Raw genomic sequence first — 17,665 nt, 5'->3', positions numbered from 1 at the left:
GGCTGCCAACTCCTCGTTACATATATTATAATATGTAACGAGGATAAAGTCAATAAAAAAACCGCTGTATATAAGTGTTTTCGGCAGTTTTAAGTAGGATTATCGTTACACTATATGGGAATGCAGGATTTATACCCCAACAACAGCATTATACATAATACTTCGTAATTATTGGTAAAGATGAACAGAAAAAATCCGGGCAAACACTACCCGGTAATTGTTTCCTTAATTATTTACACTTGTCACTAAGCTTGCTAGCGCCGCTGACCTGCTTAGGTCAGAAGATATGGGTTGAGCTGAATAATTGTAGTACTGGGTTTGAACGGATATTAATAATAAACTAGATTATATGCAGCGGCTGCAGCTACATAGAAAATCACAATAACGCATTGGCCAACGGCAGTTTCTAAAAGTGATAAGATTAGGTGATTATTTCTATGATTTTGTTGCAAATCATAGAAAAATTGTTCCGGTGGGAAATTGTAATGAGAAACAATGTCAAGCAACTCAAAAACTATAAGTTCTGATTGCTAATTAAACGAGGCTGTCTCAAAAGGTCAGCAGATGAAAGACGAGGGGGAATTTTTATCCCTCTCATTTTTTAGCGCATCTAAAAAAAATCACAGAAAAAAAAACACCAATTTTTTTAAAATTAAATTATCCGAATCCCATTAAAAGAAGGCGATTTTTTTGAAAAACATTATCAGACAGTATTCCCAATAACCACATGGCGTGGACTGTCAACACTTTTGTTAACGGAATTGATCGCGAGGTTTTCCTCGAAGCTTACAAAGGTGGAGGTCGTCCGTCCCATCATCCTCGAATGATGACCAAAATCCCGCTCTTTGCTTATACACAAAAATGGTACCCCTGCAGACAGATTGCACGTGCGTTGCATGAGAATCTGCCAATGATGTAGCTGGCGAATCAACAAACGCCGGATTTTCCAACGATCAACCGATTTCGTGTACACCAGATGGAGACCTGTCTCCAAGACATTTTCGAAGACTTTATTGCCCAGATGTTGGAACAAGGCTACGTCTTTGGCAACAATTATTACTTGGATGGCACAAAAATCGAAGCCGATTCAAATCGCTACACATTTGTTTGGAGAAAATCTACCCAGCGCTTTCAAGCAGTGCTTCAAGAAAAAGTCAGAAAAGTTTTCAATGGTTCAATTTATAAATTTCTTCTCCTCTTTGATTACATTTAGCATAGTTTCTAATGAATCCAGATTTTTTTCAGGTACGCCTGCAATGCAGAGACGAAGGCCCTGCACCTCATTATTAAACATACCATATCGAGAGACCCTAATATTTTTTTGAGCGAGCTTTTCAGCAATCCGTTCGACTGAGATTTCAGTGGGCAGCGTAATCCAAAGGAAAAGTCCCTGTCTGGGTACGTGAAAAGAAAAACCTGTCAAATCGGCATGTGACAGAATTGCTTTAGCCTTCACCAATTTCCGCCGATAGCATGCGTTCACTTTGCGAATATGCCGATCGTACATCCCCGATGTTAAAAAGAAATTCAGCGCGCCCTGTGCAATGCTGGAAGTGCAGATGTCGGACAAATACTTCTGCTGAATAACTGTGTCACGCAGAGCATCAGGAAACACCATTGCGCCTAAACGAATCCCCGGCAGAAATGTCTTTGAAAAACTGCGGATATAAATTGTAAGCTGATTGGTGTCATAATAGTGCAGCGGAAGGCACCTTTTATCCATCCCCAAGTCTGCCAGATAGTCGTCTTCAATCATCAGAACGTGGTAGCGACCGCAAAGCTCCGCGATCATTTTCTTGTCATTTTCCAAAAGAGAATATCCTGTTGGGTTATGATATCTCGGGATGATATAGAACGCCTTAATCCGCTCTGCTTGAAAAACGTGTTCCAATTCGTTCAGTTTGATCCCGGTGGGGTCCCGCCGAATTGTCGAGCAATCGATATTTAACGACTTAGCCATGTCGAGAACCGCGTGATAGGTTGGAGATTCTACTAAAAGCTTCCCTTCCGACGGAACCGTGAAAATAGTTTTCAGAGCGAGGAAAATTCCCTGTTGGGCACCGTTGGTAAGCATCATTTGGGAGCTTGAAGCATAAATTCCATCCCGTGCCAGTCTCTCTTGGAGCGTTTTTCTCAGTTCAGCGAAGCCCAATGGCGATTCATAGGAAAACAATTTCTTCTTATATTCTTCGATGGATTGGTTAATCGCATGGGTAAAGGCTTGATAGGGAATTAACGTGGGATCGGGTGCTACCGTTTGAAAATCGATTGTTTTAGATAATGGTGCTTCTTCAAAGTCCGACTTGACTACATAGTATCCGCCTCTTGGAACGCAATAGAGGAAGTGTTCCTCTTCCAGGGCTTTAAAGGCCTTGTTGACCGTAATTTTATTTACGGAAAGAATTTTGGCGATTTCTCTGCATCCCGGAACCTTTTGACCTTCCACAAATCGTTTTTGTTTGATTCCTCCCAGAATATATTCTTTCACCAATTCCATTTTCGACATGGAGCCCACCCATTTCCACAGTATTTAATTGACTGTAGTAGTACAGATCAAATATCAAGTGTTTGAACTATTAGTTATTGCATTATATACTAATGCCAACGAAATACAAGGGGGTAACCTTGATGATTGAATTAAAAAAGGAGAAGTTTCGGGACTTAATTCCAGTTCTCCGTACAGCGGAGATCAATACTTTATTTGCTATGTCCGTATTGGAAGGAAAAGTGGACGGGAAAATTTTTGCCGATGACAGCGTTTCTCCGTCGTCGTTTTATCTTAAGCATCCGTATGGAATGGATTTGCTTTTTGGAGAGCATGGGAAAGAAGATTTTTATGAAGGCTTGAGACCTCATTTGCTCGATTTTGACAAAACCAGAAAGAGAGCGGAATGGCTTCAGGTATACCCTGCCGCGCTGTATTCGAAAATGGATGCGCTTTTAGAGGATAGTCTAAGGAAAAAAGCTCCAGAAGAGCCGTACAGCGATCCGTCAGCAGTGGAAGCGGACAAAGTCTTGGAATATCAGAGAATCAACTTTATCTTTCAGCAAAAAAAGTATCTCACCTTTCAGAGAAATCTTCTAAATGAACATCAAAAAATCGTTTCAACAACAGAAAATATTTTCAATCAGTTAGCTGGAAATGTAGCGCCGAAATACTTTTGGAATAGTTTCCGTGATTTTGAAGAGTATGGCATAGGTTTTACATTGCTATTAAATGATAAAATTCCTGCTTCTACCGCTTTCGCATCCTTTGTAATTGAGGATAAACTTGAAATTGGGATTGAGACAGCTGCAGATTATCGCGGTTCCGGATTTGCCGCAAGCGTATGTGCCCAATTGATCGATTATTGTCTGGAGCATGGATTGGAACCCGTCTGGTCCTGTAGCTCAGGAAATATCGGTTCCAGAAAGCTTGCACGGAAGTTAGGCTTTGAAGAATGCAAAAGAATCCCATATTATCGTTTACCATTTTTGTATGAAACAACAAGGCACTTCCATAGGGGATACTAAAAGGCGGTGAACTACTCGCCATTGAAATGGCACGCTTCTGGGAACACCGTTCGCTTACTTTGAGAAGACCAAAGCAGAGGCCACGGCTGTTAACCAGGGCTCGTCCCGAGCCCATAGACGGCTTGTTTAACCACCAAAAGCGAGATGTTCAATATTTTTGGCCGCGTTGATGTCTCGGTCGTGGCGCGTGCCGCATTGCGGGCAGGTCCATTCTCTCACGTTGAGTGGCTTCTTCCCATCGTCATGCCCGCAGGTCGAACAGAGCTGCGACGTTTTGTACGGATTGACAAGCACGAGTTCTTTGCCGTACCACGCACACTTGTAGGTGAGCTGCCGCCGGAGTTCACCCCATGACTGGTTGGCGATTGCCCGGGCGAGTGTATGATTCCGAAGAAGATTTTTGGTTTTCAAGTTCTCCAGGGCGATCCGGTCATACGTCTTCACGAGTTGGGTCGTCAATTTATGGAGCTTGTCCGCCCGCTGATGGGCGATCTTCTCTTGGATGCGAGCCACCTGAAGGCGGGCTCGGGCAACATTTTTAAAGTGATCCATCGTTTGGGGCACCGGCACCTTTAAATGGCGATCCCAGGCGATGGCTTTCTTCGCCAATTGCTGCCGTCGAGCTAGTTTTCGCTGCCAGAGCCGGAGCTTACGGGCTAAGCCTTGATCAAAGCGAGTGGTGGGCCATCGGAGACCCTCCACGGAACCAATAAGCAAATCTGCGACCCCTAAATCACAGCCGATGGTTTGACAGGTTTTGAGGAAGGCTTGGCTTTCGCCTTCCACGGTTAAGACGGCAAAGTATTTCCCTGTCGGTGTGCAGCTCAGAGTGACTTGTTTGATCGTCTCCGGGATTTGTTGTCCCGCTCTAAAGCGAAGAATCCCCAGTTTCGGCAGGCAAATCCCATGATGGCCGACGGGCTGGATGTTGCCCTTCACAAATTTCGAGGTGTAGCTTTGCTTGAAGGCGTGTTTGGCTTTGAACTTGGGATGCCCTTTTTTTGTTCTAAAGAACGCGTGAAAAGCTTCTATTAAATATTGATTGGTGACCTGCAGGCTGGTGCTCTCTGCTTCTTTAAGAAAGGGATGTTCCTTTTTCAGCAAAGGAAGCAGGTTGTTCAGCGCATACGCAGTCAAAAAAGAAGCCTTGGGATTATTTTCATGCCGCTCCTCGAGCATCGCCAGCATCTGATTCCAAACAAAACGCACACAGCCAAAGTTTTGAGCCAATTGCTGACGTTGCTGTTGGTTAGGATAGATTCTCAATTTTAAGCCCTTCGTGACCATGGGGTTCACCTCCTTCAGAGATGATTATAGAACACATGTTCGCTTTTTAACACAAGAAAGTCCGGTGATCTTCCCTCTATGAGGTTGTCCCAGACACGGATTCATCTCGTCATTAAAGTGGACGAGTTTTCTCCGCTGGCAACCCTTAATAAACACTCCTTATTCGTACAATAAAGATGTATTTATCGCTTAATTAAAAAATACAGTAATTTCTTTAAACTACATATGTGGCTGCTACGTAGTTAAATACGAACTGCGCAGCTCATATGATCATTTCAAATCTTTTTACATATACAGCATTTCCAGTAACTTCAACATCATAAGAAGTACCACTTTTTGAGATGTTTACAATAACCCGGCCATCTTTATGAATTTCATTGCCTTGTTCGATGATAAGATTTAAAGAGGTTTCAAAGTTATTTTTTTTAATATATTTAGCGTAAAATGCCCCCATTACGCCTGAAGCGGTACCCGTAACAGGGTCTTCTGTAGTGCCTGAATAAGGTGAAGAAAAGTGTCTGCCATGCATATCCGCAAGAGAATCGAACGTTTTCAAGCAAAAAGGATGAATCGATGCTCGTGGTTCTTCTTTTAATAGAGATGGGAACGATGCGTTTTCTGGTTTCATTTTCTTAAAATCAGAAAGTTGATGGATCGGAACCAAAAGAGTCCAAGTCCCTGTACTCCCATAAACGATGGGAAGATTGTCGTCAATATCGCTCTCATTTAATCCGATTAACCTTGCAAGGTCCTTCTTAGAACCCTTAAATTCTTTAAATTGTGGGTCAGCTTGTTGCATTGTAATCATTATTTCATTATTTGTTTTTGAATTAACTCTTATTGGCAAAATTCCTGCCAGAGTTTCAACAGTTATTTCTTTGTTATCACCTAACATTCCTCTCGTTTTTAATGCATATATGGTTGCAATAGTTGCATGTCCACAAAGACTCATTTCTTGACCTGGTGTAAAGTAACGTAACTTGAGATCAGCAACTCCGGATTTTAAAACAAATGCTGTTTCATTAAAACCCACTTTATGGGCAACGTTATGCATCTCTTCTTCTGTCAGATTATCACTATCAAAGACGATACCCGCTGGATTACCTTTATTGGCTACTTTAGTAAATGCATCATAATGATAAACCTTTATTGATTTCACTTTTATGACCCCTCTGTGCAAATGTTATTCCTAGAGGTTAGATTAGGGGGAAATCACTCATATTTCAAGACACATGAACGGTTTATCAAAAAATTATAATAAACAATCCAATTTTTTCAGCAGTCCGTCATAGTGTTTCAGTATATCTTTATCTTCCACTTTTCCTATATTATCTGCGTAATGGTCAAACGCGATTTTCGGACAAGCAGATGAAAAATCAGCCTCTGTAAAGACGCCGTAACGGTCACCTCGGAGACCATTTCTCTTGATGGAGTCGCAAAGCAGAAAAATCTTTGTGCAGTAGGTTTTGAACTTTGTCACAATTTTTTTGTCCTATAAAAAAGGATTAGATCCAATGCTGTCGAATTTTTTATTTATAATCCCCTCTCTCTGCTGACCTGTTAGGAGGTGTTATTCTTTTTTCTGTAGCTTTCTATTTTTCCCCTGCCGCTTCACTCCTTCCCGTTTTTCTTCTGTTTTACATTTTCTTCTGCTTCATCTTCAATCAAAGCTTGTCTTCAAATCGTTCATATCCCACCACAAAGGAGTTCTTCACATGTTTAAAACCCTTCGTAAATTGATTTTTGCCTCTGAAAGAGCTTTCACTCTAATCGAAATGATGGTCGTTTTGATGATCATCTCGATCCTTCTTCTAATTGCTGTACCCAATATGATCAAGTCCCAAGCGGTCGTTCAGGATAAAAGTACTGAAGCAACCGTCAAGATGGTGCAAAGCCAGATTTCCGCCTATCAGATGGATAATGATGGCGCGCTCCCAAACTCGCTCGATATTCTCGTTCAGCAAGACTATGTCGACACAATCAAAACGTCCGAAGGTGAGGACCTGATTTATGATTCAACAACGGGAAAAGTCAGCGCACCTTAATCCATTTCACGAGGGCGGATTTACCCTTGTTGAACTGTTGATTGTCGTATCCATTGCCTGCATTATTACCCCGATTTATTTTCTACCTCTGTCGCATACATCTGATGAACAGAAAATGAGGCTATTTGCCGAAGAGATCCGGGATACAATCAGTGAGGCGCAGATGGATGCCGTCCTGACTTCTTTACCCGTCAGAATAGTTTTTAACAGCCAGAATGATTATTACCAGATCATTAAACCTAACCGAGTTGTTACAAGAAAAATGGATCCACGTATCGTCATGTACAGCAATGTGAACACCCAAACGATCAGAATAAGCCCCGTTGGCAAATTTCTGCAGCCCGGGACCTATACCTTTTTCATGGGATCAATCAAGTATCAACTGATTCTGCAGCTTGGTCAGGGGAGGTTCCGAATTGAGCGGGCGGCTTGGTAATAAAGGAATCTTCCTCACCGAGGTTATGGTTTCACTTTGTATTCTCTCGTTTGTCATCCTAACTTCCATCCCTGCGCTATCCCACGTTTACAAAGAACGTCTGGTTCTGCGGCAAAAAACAGAAGCGCTTCGTATACTCCGGTATCAGCTGGTTCAGTGGAAAGCGGATCAACAGATGACTCCGTATGATCCGAATGACTCGAAATTTATTTTAAACTGGGAAAAGAAAACGGATCATTCAGCTATACTTTCCATCAGCTGGTCGATTGGCGAACGCCATTTCACAATGCACAGTGAGGCGAGAAAATGAACAATCAGAAAGGCTATTCTCTCATTTCGATGATGCTTGCCCTCAGTATTTTTACCATTGCGCTTCTTCTCGCTGCTTCCCTGTTTCACATTGTGGCTGGCAGATTCAAAGATGATTTCAGCCAGGATCGTGAGATTAACCTTTTTTTCGCTCAAACAGCGACCGAGCTCCATCTTGCTGATGGCATGAACAGCTCGCCGGACCATAAAAAACTAATGCTTGAAAGAACCGGCGGAATAGTAACTTTTGAACGTTCAAATCCGCAGCGGATCATCCGGACTGTCGGGGGACAAGGTTATGAGATTGTTCTGCAACATGTTAAAGACATATGGTTCGAAAAAAAAGGCCGCTTTGTCTCGATCCAAATAACCGACAGTAATGGCCGTGAACATTTCTGGGCGGACATGCTTTATAAATATAAGGAGGGTGCTGATGAAAGTCAGCCATAACCAGAGGGGATTTATGCTGCCTCTGACAATGATCTTTTCATTAATGTCCCTTGTCTTAGTTCTGCACGCCATTCTTTTATTAGACTCTGACCGCAGTTTTTTTCATTCGGCTTATACCGACTTCCAACTCCGTCAACTCCGTGAAAACACGCTATCTGAGATTGACCAGTCTGTCCGCGGAAAAACATTGCCTGAGCGTGGCAGCTTCGTCTATGATACAGGAACGGCAGCGTTCACAACCAGCGAGACCGAGGGCAAATTAGAAGTAAAGTTCACAGTGAGTTTCGGAACGGATTCGGAAACTGACAAAATAGTCTATGATCTCAATGGTAAAGATATCATCGGATGGCAGGAAAGGATCGATCCATGATTTTCACGCCTCATTCGTGATTAATGTGACTGGAAAATCTGTTGACCGGATGATTAATGAAATTGTTGCACTGACGTATCAAAATTCCTTAGTCCGGGTATCCTGCAGGTAAAAACAATGAGGGATTACACGCATGAAATCTGATGAGTATGTGAAATTTCTGACCGAGCAGTTTGTCCGCTACATGGAAACGCCTCGCGCGGAACGGAGGGAAAACAGGCTCAAACAAAAGGCTGCCCGTCCCCCCATGCGCAACCAGCTCTTTGGTCAGATTCCGGATGCGATTGAAAGCTATGCGAAGCAATTTATTCGCTTGTTTCGGAACAAAGAAAGATAAAGTTACAGGCACATAATGCAAAGCAGCCCGGTATCGGATACCGGGCTTTAGTATTATTCTGAGGTTGATGGCTTCTCCATCCTATAAATTCGATAGGAGAGAACATCTTTATAGGTTTGAAGCATCTGCATGTGATCCAGCCAGACCTCAAAGGCTTCTTCATCCAGCTCACCGGAAAGCTGGTAAGAAGGAAGCTCATTTTGACTTTGATCAAGAATGAAATCGCTGTCCTTAAGTGATTCAATACAGATAAATCCTGCATCGTTCCATATACACTGCCAGTCCTCCTCAGTATAAAGTTCCGGTACACCATATAATTTTTTTATGACTAAGCCGTCTTGCTCAGGCAAAGACTTTTCAATTGTCATTTCTATGGCAATCAGTTTTTTACCTGGCCGGAGAACCCGGAAATATTCAGGAACAGATTGATGAATATCCGTAAATGCAGTAACGGACTCAGATATGATCCAGTCAAATCTATTGTCCGCAAAAGGGAGGCATTCCGCCGATCCGGTGATCACCCGAAATGGATTTTCGGACACTACAGCCCTTGCCTCAGCCCGTTCAACCATTTTCGGATGAATGTCCATCCCGGTTACAACTGCTCCTGTCTCTTCACTCACCAGCGCCGCGGTTGCCCCTGTTCCGCACCCAACATCCAGGACCTGATCATGTGCCTGTATGGACAGATCACGGATAATGGCTTCTGTCAGTGTTTTTCCGCCCGGATGTGCGCTGTCTACTGCCAGTTTCGCCAAAAAATCAATATACCTGTTTTTTTTCATTGTACACGCTCCCTGACATCTTCTTAATGATCATCGTATGAGTGTCATTGGGGCTGTGTGAATGGGTAAGTTGATGATTGAACATCCGTAAGAATCCAATAAAAAAAAGAACCATCCATTGACGTGATGGTCCATGGTTTGGCTCATTGGATCAAAAAACTACAGCAGACAGCAAGATTCATAGATTCAGGCGGTGTGTATCTGCTTAATCTTTGTTTTAGAAAGCCATGCTCCACCGATCACTCCGGCATCATTTCCCAGCCGTGCAATATCAATAGTGCACGCTCCGGATACCCTTGGCATTGAAAATCTCTTGAAGTATTTGTTCAGAGGATCAAGAAGAGTCGCACCGGCATGTGAAACCCCTCCGCCAATGACTATTTTTTCAGGGTTGACGACGATCGATATAGCGCCAAGCGCATAGCCAAGGTAATACGAAGCTTTCTCCGCAACAGCCGACGAAAGTGGATCACCTTTTGCAGTGCAATTAAAGACATCTTCCGCCGTGATATCACCCTTCTGTTCAAATATTTCTCTCAAAATACTTTCCGAATCGTTATAATCCAATGCCTCCAATGCCAGGCGCCGAATCCCGGTAGCGGACGACACCGTTTCAAGGCAGCCCTTTTTCCCGCAATTACAGGGAGAACCATCTTTCGGAATAACTGTAATGTGGCCGATCTCACCAGCCATACCGCTTACACCGTGGAGAATATCTCCGTCGCAGATAATTCCCGCGCCAACACCCGTCCCGAGCGTGACACAGATCAGATTTTTGGCCCCCTGCCCTGCTCCAAGCCACATTTCACCGAGAGCAGCCATATTGGCATCATTTTCAATAATTGCCGGCAAACCGGTTAATTTCTCCAGCTCTTCCTTCAACGGGTAGTTTTCCCACCCAATATTGACCGCTTTATAAACAAACCCTGTGTCCATATCAATAAAACCGGGTGCGCCCATACCGATCCCTCTGACCTCCGACCGGTCAAGGTTGTACTGTTTCATTTTTTTGATCACACTTGCGCTGATATCATCTGCTATGTGGCTCCCGTTATCAATCGTATTTGTGGCTATCGCCCATTTATCGATCATCTTTCCGGAATCATCAATTAAAGCCATTTTTGTGGTCGTTCCACCCAGATCAACACCAATATTCATTATTTCAGACATTTTTTGCACCCACCTTTTAAAAGTGATCTCATTATTCTATTTTCGCCCATTGAATGCTTTTTGCCAATAGAAAAAATCAAATCGCTTTCAAAAAAACATGACGCCTGATCTGCGCGTCATGTTTCAGGGTGATACTGAATAGATTATGTAAGATCAACTTGTCCGGGAGTGATCCGATGCGCAGAAGAATAATCTATATTTTGATTCTGACAATTATATCCTTTGCTGCTGTGTTTCTCCTGCAGACCAAATCGGCTTTTTTTGGGTCACGTCCCGTGATTACTTATTTCCCTGACAACGGATCCATTATTTATAAAAAAGCATGGACACGCCTGAATCCCGGAAACAGGAACAAACAGCTTGAATGGACTGTTCATTCAGAAATCAATCGTCCCGCTTATTTTATGCAGGACTTCTCTCTGTTGTATGCAAACGGCCGCCTGATTGCTACAATCAATTACTGGAAAAGAAATGAACGGTCACTTTCTGAAAGCAGACAGCTCAATGCTCTGCCAGGATTCTACCAAAGTCTTTCCGTTCATCAGGCTGAAGTACACGTCAATGATCAGATCTTCGGAAAAGAAGTGCTTTCCTCAGATCAGTTGTATCTTTGGAAAAATGGTGGAAAATTGGCCGCTTTTAAAGAAGCACGGACTGCGGCTGAAGAAGAAATAACGGCATCCTATCAAGACAGACTGGTCAAAAGCCAGTCTGATTTGTTAAAGCGGACGGCATCAAAGTACGGATTTAATTTGAACGGGTACAGGATTGTTCCATTGAATGAACTTACAGAATCGTCTTTCAACCAGATTTTCCCGTTCAGTCGGGAAAAAGCCATGCGAATCACGGGGCAGCTTTGGGAGGGGATTTATAAAGCGGTGGTTAACGGATTACAGACTCCGCAGGGAACCTTTGAAGCCGCTGCGGGAAGCCGGATACCCGTTTTGCTGATTGGCGAAGATCATTTACTGATTGTCATTGAAACAGCTGATAAACAGATTATTCTGCTGAAACAGCTGTTTCATTAATGCAAGATATTTAACAGCTTACAACGCTGCCTGTTCAATCTTTACCTTCACAATCAATAAGGCGGTGTACGACCCAATAACAGCCGAGACAAGCCGCCGCCATTTCAAAAATCAGTCTGCGTTTTCTGAACAGATAGACTGCAGCAACAGCCAAAATTATTCCCTGTAAAACAGATGGCCTTTTCATCGAAAAGATGCTCCTTCTCTCTCTTAGTACATCTAGTCTGACTCATCCGTCCCGCTTTCATTCAAAATTGCTGATCATTTTATCTCTATCGTCCGCTGTTCTGTTATCAGAACATCTATCGGGATGTCATGGGTTTCAACAGGCACGCTTTCGGCCAGCTGAGCTTCAAGGAGAAGAGAAATGGTTTTTCCTTTGAAGTGGGCCAAAAAGCGATCATAGTAACCTCCTCCGTAACCGATGCGGTACCCTTTGTGATCATAAACGACTCCTGGAACGATCGCTAAATCAGGCTCGTTATCGGACACTGGAGTTGTTTCAGAAGGTTTGGGCTCTGTTAACCCATAATAACCAGATTCCAACTGGGTGAAGGATTTGATTCGGTAAAATGTCAACGATTTATCGGAAGAATTACATTTCGGAACAGTGACCGTTTTACCTTCAGCCCATGCTCTGGAGATAATCGCCGCTGTTTCCACCTCTCTTCCGACAGAAAAAGTCAAAGCAACACATCTGGACTGAACCCACAACGCCTCATTAAATAAACGATCACGTATTCGCGTGCATTTTTTTTTGAAATGATGCTCGTCCATTGTCCTGAGATCGTGCAGTATTCGGTTCCGCATCACTTGTTTCTCTTGGTTCATTCTCTGTTCCTCCGGATAAGAAAAACCGGGCAAGCCCGGTCCCTGATCAGTGACCCTGGGTTATTGAAGTATTGAATCAATGCTTCGGTTGCTCGCTTGCCGCGGGCGATCCGCTTTCACTGTTTTATTTTGGCCAGATTTTCACTTCCGTATCTTAAAAAAAAAGCCGCTGAGCGGCTTTTTGAGGAAATTGTTACTTTGTTTCGCGGTAGATCGCATACCTTCTCAGCTTCGGGCTGTATTTCTTTAACTCAAGCCGATCCGGATTCTTTTGCTTATTCTTCGTTGTAATGTAGTCACGATCGCCGGTTTCCGTATTTTCAAGAATCACTTTAACACGCATGTCTTATCCCTCCTCCGATGCTGACTTGTTTCTCCTCAGCAAAAACATACACTTTATATTAACAGAAAATCCATTTTGGTTCAACCTAAGCTGCTATGATTTTATCAGCCGTCAAATTGATGATGAAATAGTCATTCAAATTGATTCCCACTTTCCGCATTTCCGGTATTTTTTTCTAGTTTCTTTACAATCTTCTTTCTTTTTCCCTGTCCTTCTTTCGAAATATGTCGAGTTATGATATAAATGATAATGATCATTGGCTGCGATAAACGAATAAGTCAGGCACTATGTCTGTTTTATTGAGTCTATTGCCTGTTTTTGTCACTTTTAATAAAGCATGGGGGGGTCATTTGTGGGATTTATCATTTTATTGCTTGTGATTGTCGGACTTGTCGCACTTGCTTTTTCTTATTACAAGCAGGACAGTGTCAAACAGGTTGAGAGTCAGCTCGAAGAAAATTCAATCACTATGATGCAGGAATTGTATAAGGTCAAGAAAAAAATCAGGGTGCTCGAGGAAGAAGTCATGATCGGGGACCGGGACAACTTTAAAGGGTGAATCGTATTGACTAAAAATGGAATACGTGGTTTTGCAGCCGGCATTCTGATTGCAACTGCCGTTTTTGCTTTCTTCTATTATCTGATCTTTAATGAGGGGACGCAGTCTTCCGCACAAAAGGTTGTAAAGCAAACTCCACTGACTGAGGCGACAGTCACTCAATACCTCACCAGCCACCACAGGAAAGCGATTGACGTTGACGCATATAATCAGTGGCAGGCCGCGAACACAAAGGCAACCGCAAAAACGGATCAGACTGCAAAGAAATCAAAAAGTAATCCGAAACCGAAAACAAATTCGGGGAAAGCAAAAACAGTAACCTACAATCTTAACATTAAGGCCGGCATGCTACCGGGGGATATTTCAAACAGTCTGGTTCAGGCTAAAATACTGAAATCGAATCAGAAGAATGCTTTCGATCAATATATGCACTCCAAAAAGCTCGAAAAGTACGTTCAGCTTGGAACATTCAAAGTATCAAGCGACATGTCGATACAGAAAATCGCTCAGGTTATTACAAAAAATCATTAAAATAAAAAAACTTAATCAAAAGAGCGGGGCGAAGATATTTCTTCGCCCCGCTCTTTTGATTTTTATTTTTCTCTATTGTTAATTCCCGCTTGTATAGTGATAGAGCTGATCATAATATTTGTAAACATCCAATGCGATCTGCTGATTCTGAGTACCATGCTCAACCTTTGGTACAACGACAGATACCGCAATCTGCGGATTATCATAAGGCGCATAGGAAACCAGTGTTTCATTGTACAGATTCAGATTGTTCGGGTCAATCTGCGCCGTACCCGTTTTCGCCGCAATTTTATATTTCACATTGGGTCCCGTTCCAAGCAATGTCGCCGTTGCTCCGGCTTCGTGAGTGACTAAATAAAGCCCCTGCTGAACCCTTTTGATATCATGCTGGCTGTTGTTAATGGTATTCAGTACATTGGTTTTAAACGTGTAAACCGTCGGGCCAAGTGTATTGGGATCAGTGCCAGGTGCATGAACCGAACCAAGTAGATGAGGCTGTACGCGATAGCCTCCGTTGGCAATGGCTGAAATATACTGAACCATTTCCAGCGGTGTATACGTGTCAAACTGTCCAATCGCGAACTGATGAATCAAACCAGATTGAGCAGGCATACCGCCGTTATAACCGGTCCCTTCTGTCGGCAGGTCGATCCCCGTTTTCACCCCAAGGCCGAGCTCATTATAGCCGTTGCGCATGTTATTAATCGCCTGCATAAAGCGCGGGGAATTTGCCGCAGGAAGTGTCGCATTATAGTGCCCACCCGCTGGTGTCAGGGTAATACCGGCCATATTGGAGACAATCTTAGCCATAAAGACGTTTGATGAATGAGCAAGCGCCTGTTCCGGCGTCTGAATGCCCAGTCCGGTTTGTCCTTCCCATGATGTAAACTCCCGGTGCTGCCCACTCGCACTCATGTCGGGATACTGTATCGGCATATCGTAGAAAGAGGAAGGCATCGCATTGTAACGATAACCCGTTAACTCCGTGGCCCCTTTCACGGCGGAACCCATTTCAAACTGTGAATTGATGGCCTCATTGGAAGCATCAATGAATTTGCCGTTGACAAACTGCTGTCCGCCAATTGCCAGAATCGCGCCGGTTTTCGGATTCATCACAACGGCATAGGCGCTGTTATTTTGGCCGTTTCCTGCTATGGCGCGTGCCGCCTTAATATTTGACTGGAGAATCTTTGTCAATTGATTCTGCAGCCGGCTGTCAATAGTCAGCTGCAAGTCATCACCGCGCTGCCCTTCTTTGATTGTCGGACTTCCGACCGGCACCCCTTTTTTCGTATTATAGGTGAGTTTCATCGGTATGCCTCGCAGGTAAGATTCATACTCTTCCTCAAGGTTGCTGACGCCGACCATGGCATTCCGGCTGTAGCCCTCAGCCAGATAATTGTTAATTTTATCAGCAGGAATCTGACCGACATTCCCGATATAAAATGGTTTATTTTTGGCATAGACTCTGGAAGAGACATCGGCGGTCTGAATAGTTCCGTTAAATTCACTCAGATGATCGACCACATCAACATATTCCTGGCTGTTGACGCTGAGCCCGCGCTTCACAATGTAAGGATTCAGGTTTGACGCCTGATTGAACGCATGATCAATAGCCATGATCTGGTAGTCTTTAGCTGTAAAGCTTGACAGTAGATTCCCAGGAACGCGACTGAGCAGCAGATTGTATTCCTGCGCCGGATTGCTGCTGTAATTTTTTTGTTCATTCTTTGTTAAAAATGCATCATAGGCTTGCTGCAAATTTTTATAATGGGTCAGGACATAATACTCCTGCTTGTCTTTCTGGGCGACTAATTGAACAGCCTTGTTGTCCATCGTAATCAGATTGGACAGCTTTTTCGCAATGTCAAGACTCTTATAACCGTTCAGTCCCGCGTTACGGATGTATACAATAGCCAGCTCAGCGTTATTATCGGCCAATACCACACCGTTCTTATCCATTATCTTTCCCCGCGCAGAATCAATACTCGCTGTCTGATAATGATTTGCGTTAAGGGCGTTCTTGTAATGCTGACCATTTACAATCTGAACGTAAGCCAGTCGGAGAACCAGTCCCGCAAAAGCCAGAAAAACAACCAGAAATAAAATATTGATTCTCAGGGGCAAATTATTTTTCGTTCCTTTGTTTTTAACCGTTTCTTTAACCAAATCCCTTTTTCCCCCTAATCTAACCGCCGCACAAAACCGGCGTGGATCCCTCAATTATCACAATTATTCGTGAGTACAAAGCCTGTTTACAACGTCGGAGATAATAATTTTTCAATAAATACAAAGACACCACTGTATGGTGTCCCGATTAAACTTTTTACGATTTAATTTTACTTTCAGGGCGGCTTTCTGTCAAAAGGAGCCTTCACTTTAGATGCCTGAGCAAGTTCCATCGCTGATTGACTGTATTCCAGTTAATCAGATTAAAAAACGCTTTTACATAATCGGCGCGACGATTTTGATAGCTCAGATAGTAGGCGTGTTCCCATACATCAATTCCCAGCAGCGGCTGTTTTCCGTCAAACAGGGGTGAATCCTGATTGGCGGTGCTCATCACTTCTAGAGCTGCTCCGTCAGACACAAGCCATGCCCATCCTGAACCAAATCTGTTCAATGCTGACTCCGTAAATCTTTGCTTAAAAGAGGAGAAGCTCCCAAAAGACTGCTCTATTGCTTTGGCAACAGGTCCTTCGGGAGAACCACCACCTTCCGATGATAAAATTTCCCAAAAGAGTGAATGGTTGGCGTGACCTCCCCCATTATTTCTAACAGTAATCAATTTTGATTCAGGAACTGCCGAAAGATCGCTGAGAAGTGTTTCAATCGGCTGATCCATGAGATTGGGGTATCCTTCAAGCGCCGCGTTCAGATTGGCAACATAAGTCGCATGATGCCTGTCATGGTGAATCCGCATGGTTTGCTCATCAATAAACGGTTCCAGTGCGTCATAGGCATAAGGAAGTTCAGGCAACTTATAACCAGCCAAAGTAGTCATGATTATCTCCTCCTCTGATTTCAACGGATCGAAACACCGAAATTGAAGGGGCTGACAAATATCTACAAAATAAACGTATCAAAAGAGCGTTTTCAAATCAAGAAATTTAACAGGTAAATGTGCTGCAGGATCGTGCCCTATAGTTCATTTAAAATGGAAACACCCGGAAATGCTTCAAAGAGCAATTCCCGGGTGCTTAGTTATGGGTGTTAATTATGTAGAAAAGCGGAGGAAGAGGGATTCGAACCCCCGCGAGCCGTGAAGCCCCTGTCGGTTTTCAAGACCGATCCCTTCAGCCAAGCTTGGGTATTCCTCCACAATAAGTGGTGGACCCTGTAGGACTCGAACCTACGACCGGACGGTTATGGGCCGTCTGCTCTAACCAACTGAGCTAAGGGTCCAACGGGCGGTTAGTGGGGATCGAACCCACGCGTGCCGGAACCACAATCCGGTGTGTTAACCACTTCACCATAACCGCCATTGGGTAAAAAAATAGCGGCGGGGGGGATCGAACCCTCGACCTCACGGGTATGAACCGTACGCTCTAGCCAGCTGAGCTACACCGCCATGGCTCCACAGGTAGGGTTCGAACCTACGACCAATCGGTTAACAGCCGATTGCTCTACCACTGAGCTACTGTGGAACAAATTCAGAACATGAACTAATT

General features: G+C 43.6%; 22 protein-coding genes and 5 tRNA genes. 11 read left to right on the top strand and 16 right to left on the bottom strand.

What is annotated here, in order from left to right; genetic code table 11:
- Positions 1-712: 712 nt before the first annotated feature.
- Positions 713-919: a transposase gene (locus E4665_RS18795; protein WP_479681294.1), complete on the top strand. Its 207-nt coding sequence runs from the start codon at positions 713-715 to the stop codon at positions 917-919.
- 255 nt (positions 920-1,174) lie between these two features.
- Here the strand turns inward: E4665_RS18795 and E4665_RS04700 are convergent, their stop codons facing one another.
- Positions 1,175-2,506 carry an aminotransferase-like domain-containing protein gene (locus E4665_RS04700; protein WP_135347644.1) on the bottom strand — a complete coding sequence of 444 codons (1,332 nt, stop codon included), beginning with the start codon at positions 2,504-2,506 and terminating at the stop codon, positions 1,175-1,177.
- Positions 2,507-2,628: 122 nt separating this feature from the next.
- Here E4665_RS04700 and E4665_RS04695 point away from each other — a divergent pair, with 122 nt between their 5' ends.
- The gene (locus tag E4665_RS04695) at positions 2,629-3,513 is read left to right on the top strand and encodes a GNAT family N-acetyltransferase (RefSeq protein ID WP_167815112.1); all 885 of its coding nucleotides are present in this window, start codon (positions 2,629-2,631) and stop codon (positions 3,511-3,513) included.
- A 126-nt stretch (positions 3,514-3,639) separates the two neighbouring features.
- Here E4665_RS04695 and E4665_RS04690 read toward each other — a convergent pair whose 3' ends face one another.
- From E4665_RS04690 to E4665_RS04680, 3 genes are all read right to left on the bottom strand, one after another.
- On the bottom strand, positions 3,640-4,800 hold the full coding sequence (locus E4665_RS04690) for an RNA-guided endonuclease TnpB family protein (RefSeq protein WP_135347642.1): 1,161 nt from the start codon (positions 4,798-4,800) through the stop codon (positions 3,640-3,642).
- 262 nt (positions 4,801-5,062) lie between these two features.
- Positions 5,063-5,959 (bottom strand): PhzF family phenazine biosynthesis isomerase, encoded by an 897-nt coding sequence (locus E4665_RS04685; RefSeq protein ID WP_135347641.1) that lies wholly within the window; start codon positions 5,957-5,959, stop codon positions 5,063-5,065.
- A gap of 93 nt (positions 5,960-6,052) precedes the next feature.
- Positions 6,053-6,280: a hypothetical protein gene (locus tag E4665_RS04680; protein ID WP_135347640.1), complete on the bottom strand. Its 228-nt coding sequence runs from the start codon at positions 6,278-6,280 to the stop codon at positions 6,053-6,055.
- Between the two features lie 235 nt (positions 6,281-6,515).
- Between E4665_RS04680 and comGC the strand changes: the two genes are divergently transcribed.
- From comGC to E4665_RS04650, 6 genes are all read left to right on the top strand, one after another.
- A complete protein-coding gene (gene comGC / locus E4665_RS04675) occupies positions 6,516-6,845 on the top strand; it encodes a competence type IV pilus major pilin ComGC (protein WP_135347639.1) in 330 nt (109 codons plus the stop codon).
- Positions 6,811-7,281 (top strand): competence type IV pilus minor pilin ComGD, encoded by a 471-nt coding sequence (gene comGD, locus E4665_RS04670; protein WP_135347638.1) that lies wholly within the window; start codon positions 6,811-6,813, stop codon positions 7,279-7,281. The genes comGC and comGD overlap by 35 nt, the downstream gene beginning before the upstream one ends.
- Positions 7,262-7,591, top strand: coding sequence for a type II secretion system protein (locus tag E4665_RS04665; protein ID WP_241654669.1), 330 nt, complete (start codon positions 7,262-7,264; stop codon positions 7,589-7,591). Before comGD ends, E4665_RS04665 begins: the two co-directional genes overlap by 20 nt.
- Positions 7,588-8,040, top strand: coding sequence for a competence type IV pilus minor pilin ComGF (comGF, locus tag E4665_RS04660; protein WP_135347637.1), 453 nt, complete (start codon positions 7,588-7,590; stop codon positions 8,038-8,040). Before E4665_RS04665 ends, comGF begins: the two co-directional genes overlap by 4 nt.
- Complete coding sequence (gene comGG, locus E4665_RS04655) at positions 8,024-8,410, top strand: competence type IV pilus minor pilin ComGG (protein WP_241654667.1); 387 nt, start codon at positions 8,024-8,026, stop codon at positions 8,408-8,410. The genes comGF and comGG overlap by 17 nt, the downstream gene beginning before the upstream one ends.
- Positions 8,411-8,543: 133 nt before the next feature.
- Positions 8,544-8,747 carry a YqzE family protein gene (locus tag E4665_RS04650; RefSeq protein ID WP_135347636.1) on the top strand — a complete coding sequence of 68 codons (204 nt, stop codon included), beginning with the start codon at positions 8,544-8,546 and terminating at the stop codon, positions 8,745-8,747.
- Between the two features lie 53 nt (positions 8,748-8,800).
- Here the strand turns inward: E4665_RS04650 and E4665_RS04645 are convergent, their stop codons facing one another.
- Together E4665_RS04645 and E4665_RS04640 are read right to left on the bottom strand one after the other, a co-directional pair.
- A complete protein-coding gene (locus tag E4665_RS04645) occupies positions 8,801-9,532 on the bottom strand; it encodes a class I SAM-dependent methyltransferase (protein WP_135347635.1) in 732 nt (243 codons plus the stop codon).
- 186 nt (positions 9,533-9,718) lie between these two features.
- Positions 9,719-10,702, bottom strand: coding sequence for an ROK family glucokinase (locus E4665_RS04640; RefSeq protein ID WP_135347634.1), 984 nt, complete (start codon positions 10,700-10,702; stop codon positions 9,719-9,721).
- A gap of 176 nt (positions 10,703-10,878) precedes the next feature.
- On the opposite strand from E4665_RS04640, the gene E4665_RS04635 reads away from it, so the two are divergent.
- The gene (locus tag E4665_RS04635) at positions 10,879-11,730 is read left to right on the top strand and encodes a hypothetical protein (protein WP_135347633.1); all 852 of its coding nucleotides are present in this window, start codon (positions 10,879-10,881) and stop codon (positions 11,728-11,730) included.
- 34 nt (positions 11,731-11,764) lie between these two features.
- Here E4665_RS04635 and E4665_RS18085 read toward each other — a convergent pair whose 3' ends face one another.
- The 3 genes from E4665_RS18085 to rpmG all read right to left on the bottom strand — a co-directional run bounded on the left by E4665_RS18085 (position 11,765) and on the right by rpmG (position 12,904).
- Positions 11,765-11,917: a hypothetical protein gene (locus E4665_RS18085; protein ID WP_167815111.1), complete on the bottom strand. Its 153-nt coding sequence runs from the start codon at positions 11,915-11,917 to the stop codon at positions 11,765-11,767.
- A gap of 74 nt (positions 11,918-11,991) precedes the next feature.
- Complete coding sequence (locus tag E4665_RS04630; RefSeq protein ID WP_135347632.1) at positions 11,992-12,561, bottom strand: 5-formyltetrahydrofolate cyclo-ligase; 570 nt, start codon at positions 12,559-12,561, stop codon at positions 11,992-11,994.
- Between the two features lie 193 nt (positions 12,562-12,754).
- Complete coding sequence (gene rpmG, locus E4665_RS04625; protein WP_100488611.1) at positions 12,755-12,904, bottom strand: 50S ribosomal protein L33; 150 nt, start codon at positions 12,902-12,904, stop codon at positions 12,755-12,757.
- A gap of 352 nt (positions 12,905-13,256) precedes the next feature.
- Between rpmG and E4665_RS04620 the strand changes: the two genes are divergently transcribed.
- Together E4665_RS04620 and E4665_RS04615 are read left to right on the top strand one after the other, a co-directional pair.
- Positions 13,257-13,463 carry a hypothetical protein gene (locus E4665_RS04620; protein ID WP_135347631.1) on the top strand — a complete coding sequence of 69 codons (207 nt, stop codon included), beginning with the start codon at positions 13,257-13,259 and terminating at the stop codon, positions 13,461-13,463.
- Positions 13,464-13,469: 6 nt separating this feature from the next.
- Entirely contained in the window at positions 13,470-13,994 is a 525-nt protein-coding gene (locus E4665_RS04615) for an MltG/YceG/YrrL family protein (protein WP_135347630.1), read from the top strand.
- 78 nt (positions 13,995-14,072) lie between these two features.
- Here the strand turns inward: E4665_RS04615 and E4665_RS04610 are convergent, their stop codons facing one another.
- The 7 genes from E4665_RS04610 to E4665_RS04580 all read right to left on the bottom strand — a co-directional run bounded on the left by E4665_RS04610 (position 14,073) and on the right by E4665_RS04580 (position 17,641).
- Entirely contained in the window at positions 14,073-16,163 is a 2,091-nt protein-coding gene (locus tag E4665_RS04610) for a peptidoglycan D,D-transpeptidase FtsI family protein (RefSeq protein WP_135347629.1), read from the bottom strand.
- Between the two features lie 205 nt (positions 16,164-16,368).
- A complete protein-coding gene (locus E4665_RS04605; RefSeq protein ID WP_135347628.1) occupies positions 16,369-16,998 on the bottom strand; it encodes a superoxide dismutase in 630 nt (209 codons plus the stop codon).
- Between the two features lie 226 nt (positions 16,999-17,224).
- A tRNA-Ser gene (locus E4665_RS04600) sits at positions 17,225-17,314 on the bottom strand.
- A gap of 8 nt (positions 17,315-17,322) precedes the next feature.
- Positions 17,323-17,399, bottom strand: a tRNA-Ile gene (locus E4665_RS04595).
- 4 nt (positions 17,400-17,403) lie between these two features.
- A tRNA-His gene (locus tag E4665_RS04590) sits at positions 17,404-17,476 on the bottom strand.
- A 15-nt stretch (positions 17,477-17,491) separates the two neighbouring features.
- Positions 17,492-17,565: transfer RNA gene (locus tag E4665_RS04585), tRNA-Met, on the bottom strand.
- Position 17,566: 1 nt separating this feature from the next.
- Positions 17,567-17,641 (bottom strand) — tRNA-Asn (locus E4665_RS04580).
- Positions 17,642-17,665 lie beyond the last annotated feature (24 nt).

The sequence above is a fragment of the Sporolactobacillus shoreae genome, assembly GCF_004684935.1.
In the GTDB taxonomy this organism is placed as follows: Bacteria; Bacillota; Bacilli; order Bacillales; family Sporolactobacillaceae; genus Sporolactobacillus; species Sporolactobacillus shoreae.
This window is presented reverse-complemented; position numbering and strand designations above follow the sequence as displayed.